This window comes from Erythrobacter sp. BLCC-B19 (assembly GCF_028621955.1).
Lineage (GTDB): Bacteria > Pseudomonadota > Alphaproteobacteria > Sphingomonadales > Sphingomonadaceae > Erythrobacter.
This window is the reverse complement of record NZ_CP117516.1, coordinates 1,906,987-1,927,897: the sequence shown is the minus strand read 5'-3', so window position 1 is coordinate 1,927,897 and position 20,911 is coordinate 1,906,987. Positions and strand designations below refer to the sequence as shown.

The window sequence follows — 20,911 nt, the reverse complement described above, 5'->3', positions numbered from 1 at the left end:
TGGCCTCAGCCCCAGCCGAGAAGATTCGCGCCATGCTCTATCCCAATCGCTTGCAGGCCGCGCTCCTGTTCGATCAGCCGGTGGCCGATCTTGAGGCGATCATGCGCAGCTTCACCCGGATCGAGGGGATGCGCAGCGGCGCAGAATTCAATCTGCCCGAGGTCAATCCGGGGCGCTTCTACCGCCTGTTCAACGCCGCCGAAGAGCTGATGGTGACGTTCGAATATCTGGATCACCCTTGCGCGGCCGAGGTGTTCCGTCCGGCGCTGTCCTCGACCTATACCGGGCTCCTCACCCCCGATATCCGCGACCGGATCGCGCGCGGATATTGCCATATCCTGCTCGAAGTATCGCATGGGGTGATGGCCGGTGTGGAAGAAGACCCGCGCTTTGCCTCGATGTTCGAAGCGATCGGGCACAACCGCGCAGGCGCCAGCCAGAAGCAGTTCGAGCGGCGCCTGTCGGTGCTCGCGCTGATGGCGCGGATCGCCAGCGAGGCGGCAATGCCGGTCGCGGTGCACTGGACGCAGTCCGACCTGCTGATGTCGGGCGAATTGTTCGACCGCTTCGCCGCCGACAGCGCAGCGCCCGGGCCGCTCCACATCCATCCCTTCCTGTTCGGCCCGCGCCCTGTAACCGGTGAGGCGCCGCTCGCCGGGATCCGCACTTTCGGCGCGCGTCACTGGCTGGGGCGCGAGATCATCATCCAGCCCAACGTCCTGCCCTGGGCCACCAATTACGAGACGCTGCTCGCCTTCCTCAGGATAGCGACGATGGCGAATGGCTATATCATCCCCGATGGCGACACTTTCGGCCCGGAGGATCGCAGCCTGTCCTACCGGGTGCTGCACCACGATGTCGGCGCCAATATCGGCTATGCCTCGTCCGAGCCTGCCGACATTCCATTCTATGAACTGGTGCCGCTCAAGCATCTGGCGCACGGGTTCATTGCGCCCGAACACGTGCCCGATGACCGGGTGATCGACGACCGGGCCTTCCCGCTCGACATCATGCCAGCCGATCAGGATGCCAAGATGGCGCTCGCCAATGAGTGGTTCCAGAAGCGCAAGCTGGCCGAGGGGATCGGTGGGCGCTTCGAAGTGCGCCATCCCGATGCGCCCGCCGCACCGCCGCCGCCACCGGAGCCGAAGCCCCCCGCGCCGCGCCAGCCGGAGCCGCCGGGGATCAGCGGCAGCGGCCTGCGTGGTCGGGTATTCGGGCGCAAGGGGCTCTAGGCGTCAGATCTGCTTGGCAGGCGAGGGGTCGCGGCGATGGCGCGCCGCCCGGCCCAGCACGCGCTCCAGTCGTTCGGCCATGGTGCTCGCGGCAATCCGCGCCGCCGCATCGACATCGGCAGCCTTGCCGGTGACCCCGATCGGACGGCTCCCGCGCGGGCGAACCTCGATCGTGCAATGCTTGTCATCCGCGCCGTGCTTGCGACCATTGACGTCGGTCACGTGCACCTCGATCCGCGTCAACCGCTCGGCAAATCGCGCCAGCCGTGTGCGCACCTGCGCCTCGATCCGCTGGGCGACATCGCGCGTGCCCATCACCGAACTGTCGGTGTTGAACTGGAACTGCAGGGTGCTCATGGCATCGTCTCCTTGTGGCTTCAGTGTCCTGTTGCCCAAAGAGAATATGGGGAGCACCGACCCCGCTTTCCAGCCGTTTGGGTCAGGCGGTGCCCTGCGTCAGGCTATCGGCTTCGCGCTTTTCGGCACGAATGGAAGCGGCCTTCACGCGCTCCTCGGCGGTCTTGCGCGCCTGTTCGGCCAGCCCTCGCCAGGTCTTCTCCGACCGGAGTTCCCGCTCGCGCACATTGTCGAGCGTCGCCTTGACTGCGAGAGCCGCGGCTTCGTCGGCGCGTTCGCAGTAGAATTCGTAAGTCTGAGCCATCGGGGGGTGTCCTGCCGGGAGAGGGGGAAGGCGGGATTGGTCAGTTTGGCCGACAGGGCGCGACCATAGCCGCGCCCTGCCGCCGGTATCGGCCTTACGCGGCCGAGAGGTTCACGGCGCTCGCCTTGCCATTGCGACCCGTTTCGAGGTCGTAATTGAGGCGCTGGTCCTTATCGAGCGTCTGCATCCCGGCGGCCTGCACCGCGGTGATGTGGACGAAGCTGTCCGACGAGCCATCGTCGGGCTGGATGAAGCCATAGCCCTTGTCGGTGTTGAAGAACTTGACGGTTCCGGTCTTGCTCATGGAGTGTTCCTTTCAAGAACAATAGGTTGCCCGCGAGGCATCATGCCTTGCAGGTATGCGTCGTATCGTCCGATGAAAGGAAGTCGTCGTCTGGTTAACGCCGGGGCCGGTGGGTCTGATCCCTTGGCAGGCGGCGGAGCGCAAATTTCGAAGTCCGTCGCAAATTTCGACGTCAGCCCGTGGGCCATAGCACGTCTCGCCCCAATCACCTAATCGCGCGCCCGGACGCCGCGTTAAGATATTCGCGACGGGTGGTGCGATATCACTGTGCGCGATGGCCCCGCACTCTGCCTTGTCCGCCTCGCCCGCGCTGCGCCGCCAGTTGTGGCACACCGGCCTGTGGGTGGTGGGCGGATCGGTGTTCGCCTCGGTCTGCTTTGCCCACACCTCCTTCACGATGTTCGGGCAGGTGCAATATGCCCACACCATGGTGTTTGCGACCCTCATCCCGATGATCGTCGCGAGCCTCGCCTTCAGCTGGATCGCCTCGCTCACCCTGAGGCTCGACGCCTCGCGCCGCGAGCTGGAACGCCTCGCCCACCAGGACGCGCTGACGGGGCTTGCCAATCGCCGCGAAGCGATGGCGCGGCTGGCCGAGTGGGCCGCTGCCGCCCCTGACCCTGCCCCGCCCTCCCCCACCGCACCGGGCCTCACCCCCTTGTGCCTCGCGATCGCCGACATCGACTACTTCAAGCGCGTCAACGACCGGCTCGGCCATGACGGCGGGGATGCGAGCCTCGTCCACTTTGCCGCGATGCTGAGGCGGATGCTGCCGGCTGACTGGCTCGTCGCCCGGATCGGCGGCGAGGAGTTCCTGATCGCCGCGCGTGCCGCCGACTTCCCGACCTTCGCCGCCCGGATCGAGGCGGTGCGCGTTGCCGTTGCCGAGACCCCGCTGATCACTCCCGCCGGCCCCTGGCAGCTCACCGCGAGCTTCGGCCTCGCCGAGCGCCGCGGCCCCGAAGCCCCGGACCGCCTCATCACCCGCGCCGACATGGCCCTGTTCGCCGCCAAACAGGCAGGCCGCAACCGGGTAGAAAAGGCTGCTTGATTGCGTGCCCGCCTCCGCGGGGAGTCTTTTGTTTTCCGCACGCCGTCCGGCGCGCGAAATCCTCGCTCACGCGGCCTGAAGGCCGCATCGCTGCGGGCGCGCGGTCGCGCTTGCGGTCCGTCCGTTGGCGGACCGAGGCACCGCCATACCTCGCGTAGCGCGCTGGTATCGGCCCAAAGGGCCGCGAGCGCACGCGCGCGAGCCGCAGGTGCTCGATCCCGCAGGGATCGAAACGCACCGAGGACGCTCGCCCGGAGGGGCGAGCGAAACACAAATAAGCGTTACAAAGGTGACACCGTGTCACCTTTCCTACTTCCACCCATTCTCCTGTAATGCCTTGATAATCTCCTCTTCCGAGAGGCCGGACGGACCAGAATTCGCGCGAGCGGCGTCGGGCATGAAGTGGTCGAACTCGGCCGGATCCTCGGGGCTCAGCGCGCCTGTTTCGACCGCCTCGCCCTCCCCCAGCCGCGCCAGCAGGCTCTCGAAATCGCGCGCATGACGCTCGGCCATGCCGGCCATGCGCCCGAACATCGGATTGCCGCCCATCGTCTGCGAGCGCAGCAGCATCCGCGTCAGGCTCTCGTCATAGCGGCGGTAGGAGCCGACCTGCTCGCCCCTGTAGAACACCGGCCGCTCGACCCCGTTCAAGGCGCGTTCGAGCGCGGCATGGGCGAGCACATCGAAGGAGTGGTGAAACGCCACCTCCCACGCGAGGTCAAACGGCTGGCCCTTCAACCGCGAGCGCAACCGATAGGCCGCCTGCCGCGACCGCCCCACCGACTGCGCGGCCTCGGCCACCGAATGCGTCGCCGAGAGCGCGCGCAGAAAGGCGACCTGCATATCGAGCGACCACCCATCGGCGCGCGGGCGGCGTTCGCGCGGGGCGGTGTCGGCGGGGGCGTCGGGGACAGCGCGGAGTTTCGCGCGGGTTGCGGAACGGGGCGAGCGGGGGGTTGGGGCGCGGGTCATCGCGGGAGGATGACTTAGGCGTGGGGGTGTAGGAAAGGGGGTTAGTCTTCAGTCACGCATTTGGGAGTGATGCCTATCGCGAGAACAGGACAGCCACCATTGCGCCCGGCATCCAAACGATACAGCAATTTTCCCATCCAAGTGGTAGAGGCGCCATATTTCTTGAAGACGTCCTGTGTTCCTTCGCTCCCATCCTTCGTTAGAACCTTACCAAGACTTTTAAAGAATTCATTATTCATCGATGAGCCTCTAGTGATCAACACACCCACGTCAATCGCTCCAGCATCGTAGAATGCCGAGAAGGCGTAAAGATCACGGTCGTAGGTCTGATCTTTGCTGTTCCACTCGAGGTCAAGTGCCACGCGACCATTCAAAAAGTCGATGCGATGGCCGTCAAGAAAGCCTTCACGCACATACTGGCCGACGACTTGATGGGTTTTTTGGGCGTCAAGTAGCTTCACGTGGAGGTCAGCAGAGATCCGTGTCTCTCGCCAACCATCAGCTTCGGCAAAGAGTGTATCGACATACTTGGCGATCAGCCCCTTGCTCCCACCCGGCGTGCGGATCATCGTCTGCGAGATACTGAACCGACTCAAGGCGCTTAGAATTTGGTCAAACTGAGCGGGAAAACTAGTCGCAAGAATCGACGCCGCATTACGATAACTAAATACTTCAAACTTGCTCAGCAGCTCGTTCGGAAAATGCGGCTCGACTATAGCGCGGTTATCGGCCCCACGACCGTTAGAAACGTCGTCAAACCTCTCAGGGAGGCTCGAGTCCTCGTCTTCCGATCCGCTCATTCAGCCGCGATACTCAAGGAGCTATTGTAGGAATATGTTTGCCAATCAGGACGATATTCATCATCGGCCTGATTACCCCAAACCGTCCACTTGGGCCGAGTGCCGCGACTGAAGAGTTCAATACGCGGGCCCCAGCTACATTCCTCTATGATCTTGTATTGTTCATCGGGCTTACGGCTATGTTCGCGCTTGCGCGACTGGATCATATTCACCTGTGTCCTGCCCGGCTTGAGGGTACGGGCATTCTTACCTCGAACACCGAAAAGAAGAATCTCAGTCACGTTGCGAAAATAAAAGCCAACGCCGCGCCCGTCAGAGCCGCCGTCCTTCCGAACCTTGTGCCAGACGATGTTGGAAATGTACCGAAAGCCCCATGCGTCCATCACTTGCAGGCCTTCCGGCAACAAAGCGTTGGGAACCCACATATACAAATGGGCCGGATCATCTGCGATACGTTCCACCGGAAGGTTGCAAATATCCTCAAGCGTCATGGTGCCATAGCGCGAGAGCCGCTTATGCTCCGGTGCAACCTTGCCTGTACGGTTCTGAAATTGCCAAGGTGGATCGGCTAGGATGGTCGCGAATTTCCGATCGCCCGCCGTAGCGAGAAGACTCTCTCCAGGGGTTTCGCCATCTTGGAACATAAGGAGACCGTGCCGGATGCACCATGAACTGTCAAGCATCTCCAACTGTCTTTCCCAAGCCGATTTGGAGCATCCTTGAGCTCCACTTCCTTGTCTCCCTCTCCCCTGCGGTCCCTGCGTGAAGCCCCTTCGGGCTTGAGGCCATCGCCCCTTCGGATCAGCCGCGCCTGCCCCTCCACCACCCTGCGGATGGCCCCTCCCCTTGCAGGGGAGAGCGCGCCCCCCTCACCCCGGCTTGCGCAGCGTCAGCCTGATCTCCGTCACCGCGGTCGGCTCGTAGAGTTCGGTCACGCCCACTGCGGTCCAGGCCGGGAACGGGGCCTTGATGTAGCGGCTCCTCACCGCCACCAGATCGTCGAGCTGCGCGCTCATTTTTCCGGCGTGGAAGGTGTCGAACACCAGCACGTCGTCCCAGCTTGCGCCCAGCCGCTTCAGCGTCGCGTCCATCCGGGCGAAGGCGCGTTCGTAGGCGGGGATGAGGCCTGTCTCGCCCGGCAGCGGCGCTGCGACCACGCCCGAGAGGTAGATGGTGTCGCCGTGCACCACCGCGTCGGAGAAGCCCACCGCCTCCTGAAAGGCGCGGGCCTCGGGGTCTTCGGGCATGATGGTCTGTTTGGGCGGCGCCTCTGCGTGGGCGGCGGTGGCGGCGAGCGACAGCGCCAGCGCGGCGGCGGCGGCGCGGGTCAGGTGTGTGCGGTGCATGGTGTCCTCCCCCTGTGAGGGGGCCATGATGCGCTCGCCCGGCAGGGGCGGTCAAGCGGGGGCACCGTGCACCGCCCCTCCCCGCCAGAAGGGCAACAAGCGCCGCGGCCTCAAGGGGCGGTGTGGCGGATCTCTTCGCGCAACACCGCCACGGTCATGCCGAGCTGGCTGACCCGCATCACATTGTCGGCGCGCGATCCGTCGGGCGACAGGGTCAGCGTCTGGTGGACCTTGAAGCCGTCCTTGATGGTGAAGATGATGGTCAGCCGGTTGCCCTCGCTTTGCGCGGTGACGGGGCTGGTCGCGTCGGACAGCGTGCCCTCGTAGCGGCCCGGGGCGATCTCGGTCAGCCGCCACTGGCGTTCGCGCGGGGGCTTGTCGCCTTCGTGCACGGTCTGGTCGAGCACCAGAACGCGCCGGGCCGGGGCGGCCCATGCGGACTGGCGGGTGACGACCGTCTCGATCCGCCCGCGGCTCTCGACCCTCACCGGCACCGGATCGGCCATCACCTTGGCGAGCGTGCCCTGGCCCTCGCTCGTGCCGAGGAAGAAGGTGAAGGGGTCGAAGCGCGGCGCCTCGGCCTGCGGCGGGATGGGCGCAGCGGCGGGGGGCGCGGCAACGCAGCCGGTCAGCAGCAGCGTGGCTGCGACGATGTAGCGCATCCTCGCCCCCGTGGCCCCGCCTCAGTCGTGCTCGCGGTCGCCCGCGCCGACGTAGAGCTGGTTGCCGACTTCGCGGAACTTCTCGCTCATTTCGGCCATGCCCTTCTCGGCTTCCTCCTCGGATGCGACGAAGGTTTCGATCCCCGCGTTCTGCTTGGCGGCGAAGTCGCGCACTTCCTGCGTGATCTTCATCGAGCAGAATTTCGGCCCGCACATCGAGCAGAAATGCGCCGACTTCGCGCCCTCGGCGGGGAGGGTCTGGTCGTGGTATTGCTCGGCGGTTTCGGGGTCCAGCGACAGGTTGAACTGGTCGCGCCAGCGGAACTCGAAGCGGGCTTTGCTCAGCGCATCATCGCGCACCTGGGCGGCCGGATGGCCCTTGGCGAGGTCGGCGGCGTGAGCGGCGAGTTTGTAGGTGACGACGCCGACCTTCACATCGTCGCGGTCGGGGAGGCCGAGGTGCTCCTTGGGGGTGACGTAGCAGAGCATCGCGGTGCCATACCAGCCGATCTGCGCCGCGCCGATGCCGCTGGTGATGTGGTCGTAGCCCGGCGCGATGTCGGTGACGAGCGGGCCCAAGGTGTAGAACGGCGCCTCGCCGCAGGCCTCGAGCTGCTTTTCCATGTTCTGCTTGATCTTGTGCATCGGCACGTGGCCGGGGCCTTCGATCATCACCTGCACGTCCTGCTCCCAGGCGCGCTTGGTGAGTTCGCCGAGGGTGTAGAGCTCGGCGAACTGCGCTTCATCGTTGGCGTCGCGGATCGATCCGGGGCGCAGGCCATCGCCCAGCGAATAGGCGATGTCATAGGCCTTCATGATCTCGGTGATCTCGTCGAAGTGCTCGTAGAGGAAGCTCTCCTTGTGGTGGGCGAGGCACCACTTGGCCATGATCGAGCCGCCGCGGCTGACGATCCCGGTGACGCGCTTGGCGGTGAGCGGGATGTAGGGCAGGCGGACCCCTGCGTGGATGGTGAAGTAGTCGACGCCCTGTTCGGCCTGTTCGATCAGCGTGTCGCGGAAGATGTCCCAGGTGAGTTCTTCCGCGATGCCGCCGACCTTCTCCAAGGCCTGATAGATGGGCACGGTGCCGATGGGGACGGGCGAGTTGCGGATGATCCATTCGCGGGTGTCGTGAATGTTGCGACCGGTGCTGAGGTCCATGATCGTGTCCGCGCCCCAGCGGGTCGCCCAGACCATCTTGTCGACCTCGCTCGCCACGTCCGAGGCGACGGCGGAGTTGCCGATATTGGCGTTGATCTTGACGAGGAAGTTGCGCCCGATCGCCATCGGCTCGGATTCAGGGTGGTTGATGTTGGAGGGGATGATGGCGCGGCCGCGCGCGACTTCGCTGCGGACGAATTCGGGGGTGATCACATCGGGGATCTCCGCGCCCCAGCTTTCGCCGTCGCGGATGAGGTCGGCAGCGATCTCGCGCCCGAGGTTCTCGCGCTCGGCGACATATTCCATCTCGGGGGTGATGATGCCGCGCCGGGCATAGTGCATCTGGCTGACGTTCATGCCCGGCTTGGCGCGCAGGGGGCGCTTTACCGTGTTGGGGAATTGCGGAACGCCGCCCGAGCGGTCGGGGCCAAGGCGGCCATTGTCCTCGGGCTTGACCTCGCGGCCCTCGTAATCCTCGACATCGCCGCGCGCCATGATCCAGTCGCGGCGCAGCGGGGCAAGCCCGGCGCTGATGTCGATGCGCGCCTCGGGGTCGGTGTAGGGGCCCGAGGTATCATAGACCCGCACGCTCGGCTCGCCGCCCTCAAGGTCGATCTCGCGCATGGCAACGCGGATGCCCGAGCCGGTGCGCGCGCCGACATAAACCTTGCGGCTGCCGCGAATGGGCCCGGTGGTGACGCCGATTTCGACGGGTGAGTTGATGTCGGCCATGATGCGCTCTCTCCTCGAAGGCGGATGGAGCGCGGGATCATGGTTCAAGCGACCAGCCCACTCCCTCCGCCTGTGTTAACAGGTTCAGGTTCGACGGGTCGGGCAGAGCTTACCTGCCCCTCTCAGCCATCAAGCAGGCTCCCCGGGGATGATTGCTGGATAGGCCGCGCAAGGTTATGAGTCCAGCGGGGACGCGACAGGGGGAGTGACATGGGAGCACGATTTTCCGCTTGGGTGGCCTGCGGCCTCGCTCTGGGGGCCGCCGCCCCGCCGCCAGCGGCCGTGATAGACGGCCGCGTCGCCGATCTCAACGCTGCGACCTACGCGGCGTTTCAGGCGATCAAGCAGCGCAATCCCAGCTCGCTCACCGAAAAGGACGCCAAGGAACTGGCCGCTGCCATCCTGTCCGATGGCAAGGTCGATGCCGCAGAGGCCGATCTGCTCACCGAAATGACCCAGAGCCAGTTCCGCAACATCCGGGTCTTCGCGGTCGGCTCGGCTCCGACCTCGGATCAGTTCGTGCAGACCTTCCCCACCGTCGGCAACGCCAAGAAGGTGCTGCTCAATGTCCTCAACCCCGCCCCCGATCTTCCCGTCGAATGGGCCAAGCCCGACCATGGCTGGAACACGCTCGTTGCGGATTACAAGAGCAGCCCGGCCCGCGAGGCGGCGGTGCTCGGCTTCGTCGCAGGCGAGATGGCGAAGAAGTGGGAGGCGAGCAACATGGGCAACGGCTACAAGCCGCTGCGCGATGAGATCGCGAATATCTACGGCCTCAGCAACCGGCCGGGCAGCGATACCGCAACCGGCAAGATGCTGCTCTACCGCGCGGTGCACAAGGTTGATGACGACGCGCAGGGACAGGTGCCGGATCTGCTGTACAACTGGATCAGGCCCGGTGGGGCACTGTAAAGGTGCCGCCGAAGAGGGGCTCAGGACGATGACGAGAAGGATTGGCGCGATCGCCTTCATGGCCGCACTGGCCGCCACGGCTGCCCCGGCTGCGGCCGCAAAGCCCATCTGGTCGTGCCAGTTCGCGAAAGACCGCGTGCTGATGGCCGCCAGTTTCGAGCCCGATCCGGCCGCACCGGCGCAGCCGCCGGGCAAGCAGCTGACGCTCAAGGGCAATCTCCAGCTGGTGCTGAGCCAGACCTTCTACGCGCCCGGCCAGCCACTCAAGGACACCCGCGACGGCACCTACAGCTTCAAGGGCTATATCGTCGACAATGGCGCTGCACTGGCGTTTGGCCCCGAGCGCGCCATTCCGAGTACCGAATGGCTGGCCGACCGGCGCGAGGCGAGCGGGCGGTGGGCGGGGATGTTCCTGAACCGCCCGGTGAGCGACGGGATCGGCCGCCCGCTGAGTACGGACTTCAGCGATCTGACCAGTGCGGCCCCGCCCGATTATCTCAATTTCCGCTTTGGCCTGCCGCCGAGCTTTTACGAGACCGCGCGCTTCTTTGGCCGGGTGCCGACCGACGGGTTCAAGGCGCTCCACGCCAAGGGTCTGGCACGGGCCGCGGCCACCCAATCGGCCGCGCTGGCGAAGTGCTGAACGCGCGCACCTGTCGTTACGCAAACCGCGCCGGGATCTCCGGATCATCCGTATCAAGCAGCGGGATGCTGCCCTCAGGCAGGCCCGCATACGCGCTTGCCCAATGCGCCACCCATGCGGGATCGCGCACCTTGAAGGGGTGATAGCCGGGCAGCAAGGATCGCAGCATCGCGGGCGAGGAATGGACGAGGAAGCGCGACACCATTGCCCATAGCTGCAAGCGGCTGGACAGGCTGCGCCACCGCCCGTCACGCTTGAGCATCGCGACATAGCCCTTGCGGCTCGCCAGCGCGACATGAACCGTTCCGCACAGCAAGCCCCATGCCCGCCCGCGCCAGTCGCCATAGAGGTGGTTGTAGAGATCCCAGGCGACGTTCTTGTGCTCGGTCTCCTCGACCATGTGCCACAGGATCAGCGAGGCAATCGCGCTGTCGGCGCCGGCGAACAACGGGGCGCGGCTGCGGATCAGCCACTCGGTGATGCCCATGGTCATCGTCTCGAACCCGGCGGTGTAGGCCAGCCGCCACTTGAGACTGCGCTTCTGGAATCGACGGTAATCGGCCTCCATCCCGGCCTCGACCTCGGCCAGTTCGGGATAGTGGCGCTTCAATATCTCGTTGTAGCGGCGGTGGCTCTGGAAGTGGATGCCCTCCTGCCCGATGAAGCCGTGGACATCGGCCTTTAGCGCCGGGTCGCTGACCTGCTTCAGCGCCTCGGTCACGGTCTTGATCAGGAAGGGTTCGAGATAGGGCATGGCGAGCGAGGCGCCGTTGACCATGTGGCTCCATTCGGGGCGCGTCGGGTGCCAGACGGGGTCGATCGCCTCGTCGAAGGCGAAGGGGATGCGGCGCACGATGATGGGGGCGTTCATTGCCCGGCTCCGTGGCGGTGATGCTGCCATGCGCCCCACAGCAGCAGGGCGACCGCGAGATGCACCCCGATCATCGCGGGCCATCCGGCAAGGAAGATGATGTTGTTGATGGTGACATCGCCCGGAAACGGCCCGCCGCCGAACTCCAGCCCGCGCGTGCCGAACAGGGCGTTGGCGATGGCGGGCAGGGTGAACAGCCAGCCGAACGCGAGCGCCGCCCAGAACAGCACCCCTTGAGCGCGCTCGCCCAGCCTCAGGTAGCCGCCCGCTGCGCCGATGGCGATCAGCATCGTGCCGTTGGTGATGCCTTCCAAATGCGCCATGTTCCACGCGCGCCGGTCGCCGGGGATATGCGCGGGCACATCGGTGACGAAGGGCCACAGGTCGATCGCCCCCAGCGTGAAGAAGAAATAGAGCCAGCCCGACAGCACGGCGCTGGCAATCAGCCCGATCCCGTTGAAGACCAGCAGGCCCCGCCTGCGCTCGGTCAGCATAAGCCCCTCTCCCCCCGGCCCGGTCGGCGCTGCGCCGGGCTCTTGGCGGGGGAGCATAGGTCAGAAGCGCCCGCTATGCCAGCGCGGGCGTATCAGGCCACCCCGCCCGATGCCTGCCACTCGGCAATCGCGTCCACCGGCATCAGCAGCATGATGACATTCAGCGTCAGATTGTCGCGCACGACATAGCCTGCCACCAGCTCGCCGATCACCGCCAGCGCCACCGTCACGCGCACCGGCAGGCGCAGGGCGAGCCAGAAGCCGAAGCTCATCCACATGATGTCCGCGCCCGAATTGAGCACGGAATCGCCCGAATAGCCGAAATTGGCGGTCACCGCGCGGAAGCGATTGATCACCATCGGGGTGTTTTCCAGCACCTCCCACGCGGCCTCCAGCAGCACCGCGAGCGGGAAGCCCCAGCGGTAGCCTTGCGCCCCGCCCCAACCGCGCTTGACGAACAGCCACCAGCCCAGCGCGTAGAAGATCATCCCGTGGATGATGTGGCTGGGGGTGTACCAGTCGGTGATGTGCTGGCTGTTGCCCGCGTCATTGATCTGCCCGTGCCACAGGCTGACATAGCCGCATTCGCAAATCGGCGTGCGGCCCATGGCGAGCAGGATCGCGATGGTGACAAGCGTGATACCGAGCGCAACGAGGATCGTTCGGCGGTCGGGGATCAGAGCGCCTGCGCTCATTCAATCACACGCCCGCGCACCATCACGAAGTCGACCTCTTCCAGCACGGTGACATCGGCGAGCGGGTTGCCGTCGACCGCGATGATGTCAGCCGAATAGCCGGGGGCGAGCTTGCCGATCTGGCTCTCCATCCCCAGCACCTTCGCCGCCACGGTGGTGGCGCTGGCGAGCACTTCGCGGTCGGTCATGCCCTGCTTCTTCATCAGCCCCAGCTCCTCGGCATTGCGGCCATGCTGGTACACGCCCGCATCGGTGCCGAAGGCGACCGTCACGCCATATTGCCGCGCGCGGCTGACGAGGCTCGCCATCAGCGGCTGGACGGCGCGGATCTTGGTTTCGACCGTGGGGGTATAGACGCCCTTGCCGAGCCCCTCGGAGACGCCCTCCAGCGCCATCAGGGTCGGCACCAGCACGGTGCCATTGGCCTTCATCGCCTTGGCCGCGGCTTCATCGAGATAGGTGCCGTGCTCGATCGAATCGATCCCCGCCTCGGCGGCCTGCTGGATGCCGCGCGCGCCGTGGGCGTGGGCCATGACCTTGAGGCCGAGCGAATGGGCGGTGTCGGCAATCGCCTTCATTTCCTCGGGCGTGAAATGCGCCTCCAGCCCCCGGCCCTGCTGGCTGAGCACGCCGCCGGTGGCGGTGATCTTGATCACGTCCGCGCCGTTCTGGCTGGCGAGCCGCACTTTGGCGGCACATTCGACCGGGCCGGTGCAGGTGAAGCCGGAATCGAGCAGCTCGTTGACCTCCGAGCGGAAGCCGTTGACGTCGCCATGCCCGCCGATGATCGACAGCGCCGGGCCGGCGGCGACAATGCGCGGCCCCGGCACCAGCCCTTCGGCGGTGCCGCGCCGGAGCGAGAAGGCGGTGTCCTTGCCGCTGCCTGCCTCGCGCACGGTGGTGAAGCCCGCGAGCGCGGTGAGGCGGGCGTTCTTGGCCCCCACGACCACGCCCCATTCGTCAGGCTCGGTCGCTTCCTTCCAGAAATCGCCGCCGGGATCGCCGGTGAGGTGGGTGTGCAAGTCGATCAGTCCGGGCAGCACGGTCTTGGCTGCAAGGTCGATCTCGCGGTCGGCGGTCACGGCACCGTGGCCGGGGGTGATGCTGACGATCCTGCCGTCCTCGACCATGATCGTCGCCGGGCCGGTGGGGTCGCTCGCCGCGTCGGTGATGACGCTGCCGGCGCGGATCGCGATGGTTTCTGCCGCGAGCGGGCCTGCCAGCGCGGTGCTTGCCAGCGCGCTGGCCGCCAGCGCGAGTGTGCGGATGGTGTGCATCATGTGTCTCCCCTCAGCCATGTGGCACGGGTGATGGCGCGGGCCGAGGATGATGGCAAGCCTTGCGCAAAAACCGTCATGCAAACAGACAATTCGCTTGGGGCCCCGCAAAGGTGCGATTATCTTGCGGAGAATCCAAGACCGTTATGGGGGCCGCCTGATGATCCGTTTTCCCGCTCTGCGCCAATCGGGGCGCCGCGCTGCGATGCTGAGCCTGCTGATGCTCGCCGCGCCTTTCGCCGCCGCGCAAGCGCAGACCCAGCCGCCCCCGATGGCGCCGCCGCCGTCGCCGGTCGCCACGGTGCGGGCACCGACCATCGCCAACCCCCAGCCCGATCACCCGGCCTATGACGATCTGATGCGCGCGATCGAAAGCACGGTCGACAACAAGGTGCTGATCGACAACGGTCTGGCTGCGATCAAGAAGATGATGGCGCAGGATGCCTCTATCGCTGCCGCCGAGGCAGCCAGCCCCGGACTGCTCGACGAGATGATGGCCGGGATGCGTCCGGTGCTGGAAAGCCAGTCGCTGCGGGTGACCGCGCTCTATCGGCCGAAGATGCTGGCGGTCATGGCCGATTATCTCACCCCCGAAGAAGCGACCCAGGTCGCCGGGTTCTACCGCTCCGATGTCGGGCGCCGGATGATGGGCAGCGTGGTCGCCAATTACAGCTTCGACAAAACGCTCGCCACGGTCGCCGCCGAAAAGGATGTGAGCGCGGCGGAAGTGAAGTCCGACATCGACAATGCGGTGGCGGCAGGCATGGCGGCGATGGACGAGAAAGACCTCATCGAGGCCGGACGCCAGGCGCTTTCCAATCCGGCGCTGCTCAAGATGCAGAGAGCCAACCCGGCGATCCAGCAAGTGCGCGCGCAGATGGAGAACGAGCCGCTGACCGCAGAAGAGGAAGCCACCATGGCCGCCGCGTTCGAAGCGGTGTTCAAGCGGCGCTTCCCGGAATAGCCGGGCCAGCGCCGCCCGCGCCCATCAGCATCAGAAGGTGTAGGCCACCCCGAGCCCGGTGATGAACTGGTTCGCATCGCCCCGCACAGCGGTGTAGGGCGTATCGGCACTGTCACCGATCAGGCGCGAATAGCCGCCGATCCCGGTGAGGCTCCACCCGCCGTTCAGCGGATTGCGATCAAGGTCGTAGCTCAGCAGCGCAATCGTGCCGATCCGGTTCAGCCCGCCATCGGCGCGGAACGGCGCCAGACCCGTCGCGGCTGCCTGCGTGGGCGACACCGTGAAATAGTAATCCGCGAAATTGTCGTCGATGAACTCGGCGCTGGCCTGCACCTGCAACACAAAGGCGCGGCCCATCGGCGCGCGGTAGGTGATCTGCGGCTCGACGATCATCCCCTCATGCGCGCCCAGCACATCCCAGCGCGCCTGCACGCCGACATTGAGCTGGTCGAACGGCTTGAATACGCCGGGGAAGCTGACCGCGACATTGCCGCCCACTTCGAGCGCCGCATCGAGCTTTCCCGCGCGCGCCACGACCGCGTCGGAAATGCGGTTGTTGCGATCATTGCGGAACCGGAACGCCGGGCCAAAGGCGATGCGCGCGCCCTTGCGCGGGGCAAGGCCGGGCTTGGGCGGGTTGAAATCGAGCACGAAACCCGGCCCGTTGGGGCTGATCCCCACCCCGCCCACCCGGCCCACGATCAGCGGCAAGGGGAAGGCGATGTAATCATCCGAGCCAGCATAGCTTGGCACCATGCCGAGGCCGAGACCGATAGTCGCCCAGGTCTCGTCGAACACCGGCTTGGCAAAGGCAAAGGCGGGCGGCGCAGCCGGGGTCTGCGCATCAGCCGGGGCGGGAGCGGGTGCGGGTGTGGTGGCCGCAGGCGGCGGGGCGGCTTGGGGCCCGGCCTCGGCGGCACTTTCGCTCGTCTCGGCGGTGCCTTCGCTCTCGGCAGCATGGGCCGGACTGGCCGCCAGCGCGCCAAGCACGGCAGCGCCAGTCAGGCGGGCAAGAGGTCTGCGGGCGAGAGACAGGCGGAGAGACATGGTGCGATCCTTTGGCGGTTATCCTTGGCCGGCCCGGCGCTGCGCGCGAGGCCGCGCTGCCACAAACGGCGCGGGGCGCTTAGGTTCCCGCAGGTGATGTTGCAACATCGTGTTTTTGCGAGCGCGATTGCCCATCGCGCGAGGCTGGCCTAGGGCAGTGGCTCGATGGTCGAATCCGCACAGAACCCGGTGCCTGCAACGGTGCCCCCCCGCGTTGCCGCGCACCCTTACGATGTGGTGATCGTTGGCGGCGGGCTGGCAGGCGGGCTGATCGCGCTCGCGCTCCATCGCCATGCGCCGGGATGCCGTTTTGTCGTGGTCGAGGCCGGGCGCACCTTCGGCGGGCACCATCGCTGGAGCTGGTTCGAAACCGACATCCCCGAACGCGAGCGCGCGCTGATGGCGGGCTTCCAGCTCAATGGCTGGGACGAGGGCTATGACATCACCTTCCCCGCCTATGGCCGCACCCTGCCCACCGCCTATCGCTCGCTCGCCAGTGCCGAATTCCACCGCGCGCTGATGGCGGAACTGCCTGCCGAGCGCATGATGTTGCAGACCAAAGCCGCCAGCCTTGATGCAGGCGGCGTGACGCTGGCCGATGGCACCCGGCTGACGGCCAAGCGCGTGATCGATTGCCGCCCGTTCAAATCCTCACCGGCGCTCAGCGGCGGATGGCAGGTGTTCCTCGGCCAGCACTTCAAGTGCGATCGTCCCCACGGCCTCACCCGCCCCGTCATCATGGATGCGAGCGTCGATCAGGTCGCACCCCACGGCAATGGCGAGGCCTACCGCTTCGTCTATGTCCTCCCCCTGTCGCCCGACGAGGTGTTCATCGAGGACACCTATTATGCCGACCAGCCGAAGATGGACGCCGAGGTGCTCAAGGGCCGGGTCGCCGAATATGCCCATCGCCACGGCTGGAAGGGCGAGGTGATCGATCAGGAAGCGGGCATCCTGCCGGTGGTCTCGGGCGGGAGTTTCGCAGCCGCCACCGCCGAAGTCACGATCCCCGGCGTCGCGCTGGCAGGTGCAAGGGGCGGGTTCTCGCACCCCTTGACCAGCTACACGATCCCCTTCGCAGCCAGCAACGCGCTCGCCATTGCGCAGCTCATCGCGCGCCGCCCCGACCTGTCGGGCGCAGAGCTCGCCGCCTTCTGCCGCCGCCGGGCCAAGCGTCACTGGCGCGCGACCGCCTATTACCGGATGCTCAGCCGGATGCTGTTCGAGGCCGCCGATCCCGGCAAGCGGGTGGTGGTGTTCGAGCATTTCTACGCGCTCAAGGGCAATCTGGTGGAGCGGTTCTACGCGGGCCGTTCGACCTGGCCTGATCGGCTGCGCATCCTGACGGGCAAGCCGCCCGTAGCTATTCCGCGCGCGATCCGGGCGCTGTTTTCGTCCGGAACGCCGTTAGACACCAAGCCTCACACCATGGAGAACCCGGCATGAACGCCGATGCGAAGCTCAACCTGTCTGGTGCCAAGGGCGTGAACCCCGCGCTCGCCCAGCGCTATGAAGGCCGCACGGCCTGCGTGATCGGATCGGGCTTTGGCGGCCTGGCACTCGCAATCCGGCTGCAATCGGCAGGTATCGCCACCACCGTGATCGAAAGCCGCGACAAGCCGGGCGGGCGCGCCTATTTCTGGGAGAAGGACGGCTTCACCTTCGATGCCGGGCCGACTGTCATCACCGATCCCGATTGCCTCAAGGAGCTGTGGGGTCTCACGGGCCACGACCTCGCCGATGATGTCGAGCTGATGAAGGTCATGCCCTTCTACCGCCTCAACTGGCCCGACGGCACCAATTTCGACTATTCGAACGACGAGGCCCACCTCAACGCCGAGATCGCCAAGCTGAACCCGGCCGATGTCGCAGGCTATGCGCGCTTCCTCGAATATTCCGAGCGCGTGTACAAGGAAGGCTACCTGAAGCTTGGTACCGTGCCGTTCCTCGACTTCAAGTCGATGCTGAAGGCCGCCCCGGCGCTCATCAAGGAACAGGCGTGGCGCTCGGTCTACGGGATGGTGTCGAGCTACGTCCAGAACGAGAAGCTGCGCGAGGCGCTGTCGTTCCACACGCTGCTGGTCGGCGGCAATCCGATGAACACTTCGTCGATCTACGCCCTGATCCACAAGCTGGAAAAGGACGGCGGCGTGTGGTGGGCGCGCGGCGGCACCAACCGGCTGATTGCGGGGATGGTGCGCCATTTCGAGCGGCTGGGCGGCACGATGCGGGTCGGCGATCCGGTGGTGCAGGTGCATACGCTGGGCACCAAGGCCACCGAGGTGGAAAGCAAGTCCGGCTTCCGCCAGCGCTTCGATGCGGTCGCCAGCAATGCCGACATCATGCATTCCTACAAGGATCTGCTCTCGGGCAGCGAACGCGGGCGCAAGATGGCCAAGTCCTTGGGCCGCAAGAGCTACAGCCCCTCGCTGTTCGTGGTGCATTTCGGGCTGGAGGGCACCTGGCCCGGCATCCCGCACCACATGATCCTGTTCGCCAAGCGCTACAAAGGCCTGCTCGACGATATCTACAAGAACGGCGTGGTGCCGGAGGATTTCGCGATCTACCTCCACCACCCGACCGTCAGCGACCCATCAATGGCCCCGGCGGGCAAGAGCACTTTCTATGCGCTCGTCCCCGTCAGCCACATGGGCAAGATGCCATTGGATTGGGATGCGGTCGGGCCGCGGCTGGAAAAGATGATCCTTGATGAATTGGGCCGCCGGTTGATCCCTGACATCCATTCGCGGATCGTCACCAAGTTCAGCTATGCCCCCAAGGACTTCAAGGCCGATCTCAACGCTCACATGGGCAGTGCCTTCAGCCTTGAACCGGTGTTGTGGCAGAGCGCCTGGCTGCGCGGCCACAACCGCGATGATGTGATCGACAATTACTACCTCGTCGGCGCGGGCACGCACCCGGGCGCGGGGATCCCCGGCGTGGTCGGCAGTGCCAAGGCGACCGCTGGGCTCATGCTCGAAGACTTGGCCAGGGTGAACGCCTGATGATTGCATCGCTGCTTCTGCTCGCCGCCTCGGCGCTCGACCTCGGCACCTCGCCGCTGGCGGCCCCCGGCCATGCCCACAACTGGACCGAATTCGAAAACAACGAAGAAGGCATCGGCTGGGTCGATGAGGCGTGGCGTTCGGAGACGGTGGTCGATGGCCGCCGGCTCAAGCTGGTCTTGCTGCGCGCCGACATTCGCGGCGAGGATGCGATGGTGGTCGACATGATCATGGCGGTCGATTGCGAGCGCAACCTGCTGGGGGTGAAGGAAGGCTGGATCCACACCTCGGAATTCGCCGAGAATATGCGCCTGCCCATGGAGGGGCTGACGATGGATTTCGCCGACTCCCCTCCGAGCGAGGACGACCGCGAAATGATCGATTTTGCGTGCAAGGCGGATCGCTGAGGCATTGATGAAACGTCTGGCTGTCTATTGCGGTTCGGCCTCGCCCGAGGATCCGCGTTACCTCCAACTCGCCCATGATGTCGGTGCCGAACTCGCCCGTCGCGGGATCGGCCTCGTCTATGGCGGGGGCAAGCTCGGCCTGATGGGCGCGGTCGCCAAGGGCGCGAAGGACGCGGGCGGCGAGGTCATCGGGATCATCCCGGAGCATCTGGTGAAGGCCGAAGTCGCCAACCACGATTGCGACGAACTTGTCACCGTCGGCGGGATGCATGAGAGGAAGCAGCGCTTCACCGACCTGTCGGATGGCTTCGTCACCATCCCCGGCGGGGTCGGCACGATGGACGAGCTGTGGGAGGCGATGAGCTGGTCGCAGCTCGGCTATCATTCCAAGCCCGTCGGCCTGCTCAATGCTTTCGGCTTCTACGACCACCTGCTCGCCTTCAACGCCAGGATGGCCGAAGTCGGCTTCGTCCGGCCCGCGCATCAGAACATCCTGATCGCCGCCGACACGATTGCCGAACTGCTCGCCAAGATGGAGGCCTATCAGCCCCACACCCCGATCTTCCGGATGAAGGCCGAGGAACTGTAGGCTCGCGCGATGGCCGTCGATGCCACCACCCGCGCGGCGCTGGTCGAACACGCCCGGCTGTCGATCAAGAAGGGCTCGCAGAGCTTTTCCGCCGCCTCGCAGCTGTTCGACAACCAGACCCGCGAGCGCGCCTGGCTGCTCTACGCCTGGTGCCGCCGGGCGGACGACATTGCCGACAATCAGGACATGGGCGGCGTGCTGGGCGACCAGAGCGATTTGGCAGACCGCCTCGCCCATATCCGCCGCCTGACCGCGCTGGCGTTCGAGGGCAAGCCGACCGGCGATCCGGCCTTCGACGCGCTGGGCGTGGTTGCCGCTGAAGTCGGCCTCACCGAGCAGATGGCCGAGGACGTGATCGCAGGCTTCCAATTGGACGCCGAGGACTGGCGCCCGCGCACCGAGGCCGACATGATGCGCTATTGCTATCATGTCGCGGGCGCGGTGGGTGTGATGATGGCGGTGGTGATGGGGGTATCGCCGGACGATCAGGAAACGCTCGACCGGGCGAATGATCTGGGCCTCGCCTTCCAGCTTTCCAACATCGCCCGCGACATCGTCGAGGATGATGCCGCGGGGCGGTGTTATCTGCCGATCGAATGGCTGGTCGAACAGGACATCGAGCCCGGCCAGCACACCAAGCCGCACCACCGCAAGGAACTCGCCGAAATGGCCGCGAGGCTGGTGGCCCTGGTGGAAAAGCACGAGGCGGCAGCCCGCGTGGGCGCGGCCAAGCTCCCCTTCCGCAGCCGGTGGGCGGTGCTTTCGGCGGCGCGGATCTATGGCGCAATCGGCCGCAAGGTGCGCGCACGGGGCGCCGAGGCGTGGAACTCCCGCACCTATGTCCCGCGCGGCGAAAAGGCGCTCTACGGCGTGCGCGCGTTCCTTTCAGCGGTGCTCAACCGCGAGAAGATGCCGGCGGGCGGGATCGACTGGGGGATCGCGGATTACCGGCCCAAACAGGCCCAACCGTCTCCCCGGACTTGATCCGGGGCCCCGCTTTTCTTGCGCCGGGTGACAAGGAAGCGGGATCCCGGCTCGGAGGCCGGGAAGACGAGGGTGGGAGACAGTTTCCTTTGCAACCAA

Annotated in this window: 24 protein-coding genes and 1 riboswitch; of the genes, 10 read left to right on the top strand and 14 right to left on the bottom strand. The window is 65.9% G+C overall.

What is annotated here, in order from left to right; all coding sequences use genetic code 11:
• Positions 1–32 precede the first annotated feature (32 nt).
• The gene (locus PS060_RS09040) at positions 33–1,235 is read left to right on the top strand and encodes a hypothetical protein (protein ID WP_273982589.1); all 1,203 of its coding nucleotides are present in this window, start codon (positions 33–35) and stop codon (positions 1,233–1,235) included.
• A gap of 3 nt (positions 1,236–1,238) precedes the next feature.
• Here the strand turns inward: PS060_RS09040 and PS060_RS09035 are convergent, their stop codons facing one another.
• The 3 genes from PS060_RS09035 to PS060_RS09025 all read right to left on the bottom strand — a co-directional run bounded on the left by PS060_RS09035 (position 1,239) and on the right by PS060_RS09025 (position 2,200).
• Positions 1,239–1,592: an HPF/RaiA family ribosome-associated protein gene (locus PS060_RS09035; protein WP_273982587.1), complete on the bottom strand. Its 354-nt coding sequence runs from the start codon at positions 1,590–1,592 to the stop codon at positions 1,239–1,241.
• Between the two features lie 82 nt (positions 1,593–1,674).
• Positions 1,675–1,896 (bottom strand): hypothetical protein, encoded by a 222-nt coding sequence (locus PS060_RS09030; protein ID WP_273982585.1) that lies wholly within the window; start codon positions 1,894–1,896, stop codon positions 1,675–1,677.
• A gap of 94 nt (positions 1,897–1,990) precedes the next feature.
• Positions 1,991–2,200, bottom strand: a complete 210-nt coding sequence (locus PS060_RS09025) for a cold-shock protein (RefSeq protein ID WP_273982582.1) — start codon at positions 2,198–2,200, stop codon at positions 1,991–1,993.
• A gap of 274 nt (positions 2,201–2,474) precedes the next feature.
• On the opposite strand from PS060_RS09025, the gene PS060_RS09020 reads away from it, so the two are divergent.
• The gene (locus PS060_RS09020; RefSeq protein WP_273982581.1) at positions 2,475–3,251 is read left to right on the top strand and encodes a GGDEF domain-containing protein; all 777 of its coding nucleotides are present in this window, start codon (positions 2,475–2,477) and stop codon (positions 3,249–3,251) included.
• Between the two features lie 309 nt (positions 3,252–3,560).
• Here the strand turns inward: PS060_RS09020 and PS060_RS09015 are convergent, their stop codons facing one another.
• From PS060_RS09015 to thiC, 6 genes are all read right to left on the bottom strand, one after another.
• Entirely contained in the window at positions 3,561–4,223 is a 663-nt protein-coding gene (locus tag PS060_RS09015) for a hypothetical protein (RefSeq protein ID WP_273982580.1), read from the bottom strand.
• A 41-nt stretch (positions 4,224–4,264) separates the two neighbouring features.
• Entirely contained in the window at positions 4,265–5,023 is a 759-nt protein-coding gene (locus tag PS060_RS09010; protein ID WP_273982578.1) for a BglII/BstYI family type II restriction endonuclease, read from the bottom strand.
• The gene (locus PS060_RS09005) at positions 5,020–5,667 is read right to left on the bottom strand and encodes an MT-A70 family methyltransferase (protein ID WP_273982576.1); all 648 of its coding nucleotides are present in this window, start codon (positions 5,665–5,667) and stop codon (positions 5,020–5,022) included. The genes PS060_RS09010 and PS060_RS09005 overlap by 4 nt, the downstream gene beginning before the upstream one ends.
• A gap of 225 nt (positions 5,668–5,892) precedes the next feature.
• Positions 5,893–6,369 carry a Rid family hydrolase gene (locus PS060_RS09000; RefSeq protein WP_273982574.1) on the bottom strand — a complete coding sequence of 159 codons (477 nt, stop codon included), beginning with the start codon at positions 6,367–6,369 and terminating at the stop codon, positions 5,893–5,895.
• Between the two features lie 110 nt (positions 6,370–6,479).
• Positions 6,480–7,031: a DUF3833 family protein gene (locus PS060_RS08995; RefSeq protein ID WP_273982573.1), complete on the bottom strand. Its 552-nt coding sequence runs from the start codon at positions 7,029–7,031 to the stop codon at positions 6,480–6,482.
• 21 nt (positions 7,032–7,052) lie between these two features.
• Complete coding sequence (gene thiC / locus PS060_RS08990; RefSeq protein ID WP_273982571.1) at positions 7,053–8,924, bottom strand: phosphomethylpyrimidine synthase ThiC; 1,872 nt, start codon at positions 8,922–8,924, stop codon at positions 7,053–7,055.
• A gap of 42 nt (positions 8,925–8,966) precedes the next feature.
• A riboswitch (TPP riboswitch) is annotated at positions 8,967–9,079 on the bottom strand.
• Between the two features lie 127 nt (positions 9,080–9,206).
• Between thiC and PS060_RS08985 the strand changes: the two genes are divergently transcribed.
• Positions 9,207–9,836, top strand: a complete 630-nt coding sequence (locus tag PS060_RS08985) for a hypothetical protein (RefSeq protein ID WP_273982569.1) — start codon at positions 9,207–9,209, stop codon at positions 9,834–9,836.
• Between the two features lie 28 nt (positions 9,837–9,864).
• Positions 9,865–10,479, top strand: a complete 615-nt coding sequence (locus PS060_RS08980; RefSeq protein ID WP_273982566.1) for a hypothetical protein — start codon at positions 9,865–9,867, stop codon at positions 10,477–10,479.
• 16 nt (positions 10,480–10,495) lie between these two features.
• Here PS060_RS08980 and PS060_RS08975 read toward each other — a convergent pair whose 3' ends face one another.
• The 4 genes from PS060_RS08975 to PS060_RS08960 form a co-directional block, all read right to left on the bottom strand.
• Positions 10,496–11,350 (bottom strand): metal-dependent hydrolase, encoded by an 855-nt coding sequence (locus PS060_RS08975; protein ID WP_273982565.1) that lies wholly within the window; start codon positions 11,348–11,350, stop codon positions 10,496–10,498.
• Positions 11,347–11,844, bottom strand: a complete 498-nt coding sequence (locus PS060_RS08970; protein ID WP_273982563.1) for a hypothetical protein — start codon at positions 11,842–11,844, stop codon at positions 11,347–11,349. Before PS060_RS08970 ends, PS060_RS08975 begins: the two co-directional genes overlap by 4 nt.
• 92 nt (positions 11,845–11,936) lie before the next feature.
• On the bottom strand, positions 11,937–12,539 hold the full coding sequence (locus PS060_RS08965) for a DUF2585 family protein (RefSeq protein WP_273982562.1): 603 nt from the start codon (positions 12,537–12,539) through the stop codon (positions 11,937–11,939).
• Entirely contained in the window at positions 12,536–13,837 is a 1,302-nt protein-coding gene (locus PS060_RS08960) for a metal-dependent hydrolase family protein (RefSeq protein WP_273982561.1), read from the bottom strand. The genes PS060_RS08965 and PS060_RS08960 overlap by 4 nt, the downstream gene beginning before the upstream one ends.
• A 139-nt stretch (positions 13,838–13,976) precedes the next feature.
• Between PS060_RS08960 and PS060_RS08955 the strand changes: the two genes are divergently transcribed.
• Positions 13,977–14,780, top strand: coding sequence for a hypothetical protein (locus PS060_RS08955; protein ID WP_273982560.1), 804 nt, complete (start codon positions 13,977–13,979; stop codon positions 14,778–14,780).
• A 30-nt stretch (positions 14,781–14,810) separates the two neighbouring features.
• Here PS060_RS08955 and PS060_RS08950 read toward each other — a convergent pair whose 3' ends face one another.
• Positions 14,811–15,827, bottom strand: a complete 1,017-nt coding sequence (locus PS060_RS08950; RefSeq protein WP_273982559.1) for a MipA/OmpV family protein — start codon at positions 15,825–15,827, stop codon at positions 14,811–14,813.
• Between the two features lie 165 nt (positions 15,828–15,992).
• Here PS060_RS08950 and crtY point away from each other — a divergent pair, with 165 nt between their 5' ends.
• From crtY to PS060_RS08925, 5 genes are read left to right on the top strand one after another with little or no spacing between them, the layout of a single operon-like run.
• Positions 15,993–17,273 carry a lycopene beta-cyclase CrtY gene (crtY, locus tag PS060_RS08945; protein ID WP_273982557.1) on the top strand — a complete coding sequence of 427 codons (1,281 nt, stop codon included), beginning with the start codon at positions 15,993–15,995 and terminating at the stop codon, positions 17,271–17,273.
• Positions 17,270–18,832 carry a phytoene desaturase gene (locus tag PS060_RS08940; RefSeq protein ID WP_273982555.1) on the top strand — a complete coding sequence of 521 codons (1,563 nt, stop codon included), beginning with the start codon at positions 17,270–17,272 and terminating at the stop codon, positions 18,830–18,832. The genes crtY and PS060_RS08940 overlap by 4 nt, the downstream gene beginning before the upstream one ends.
• Complete coding sequence (locus tag PS060_RS08935; RefSeq protein ID WP_273982553.1) at positions 18,832–19,239, top strand: hypothetical protein; 408 nt, start codon at positions 18,832–18,834, stop codon at positions 19,237–19,239. Before PS060_RS08940 ends, PS060_RS08935 begins: the two co-directional genes overlap by 1 nt.
• A gap of 7 nt (positions 19,240–19,246) precedes the next feature.
• Complete coding sequence (locus tag PS060_RS08930) at positions 19,247–19,828, top strand: TIGR00730 family Rossman fold protein (RefSeq protein WP_273982551.1); 582 nt, start codon at positions 19,247–19,249, stop codon at positions 19,826–19,828.
• Between the two features lie 9 nt (positions 19,829–19,837).
• Complete coding sequence (locus PS060_RS08925) at positions 19,838–20,812, top strand: phytoene/squalene synthase family protein (RefSeq protein WP_273982548.1); 975 nt, start codon at positions 19,838–19,840, stop codon at positions 20,810–20,812.
• Positions 20,813–20,911: the final 99 nt, after the last annotated feature.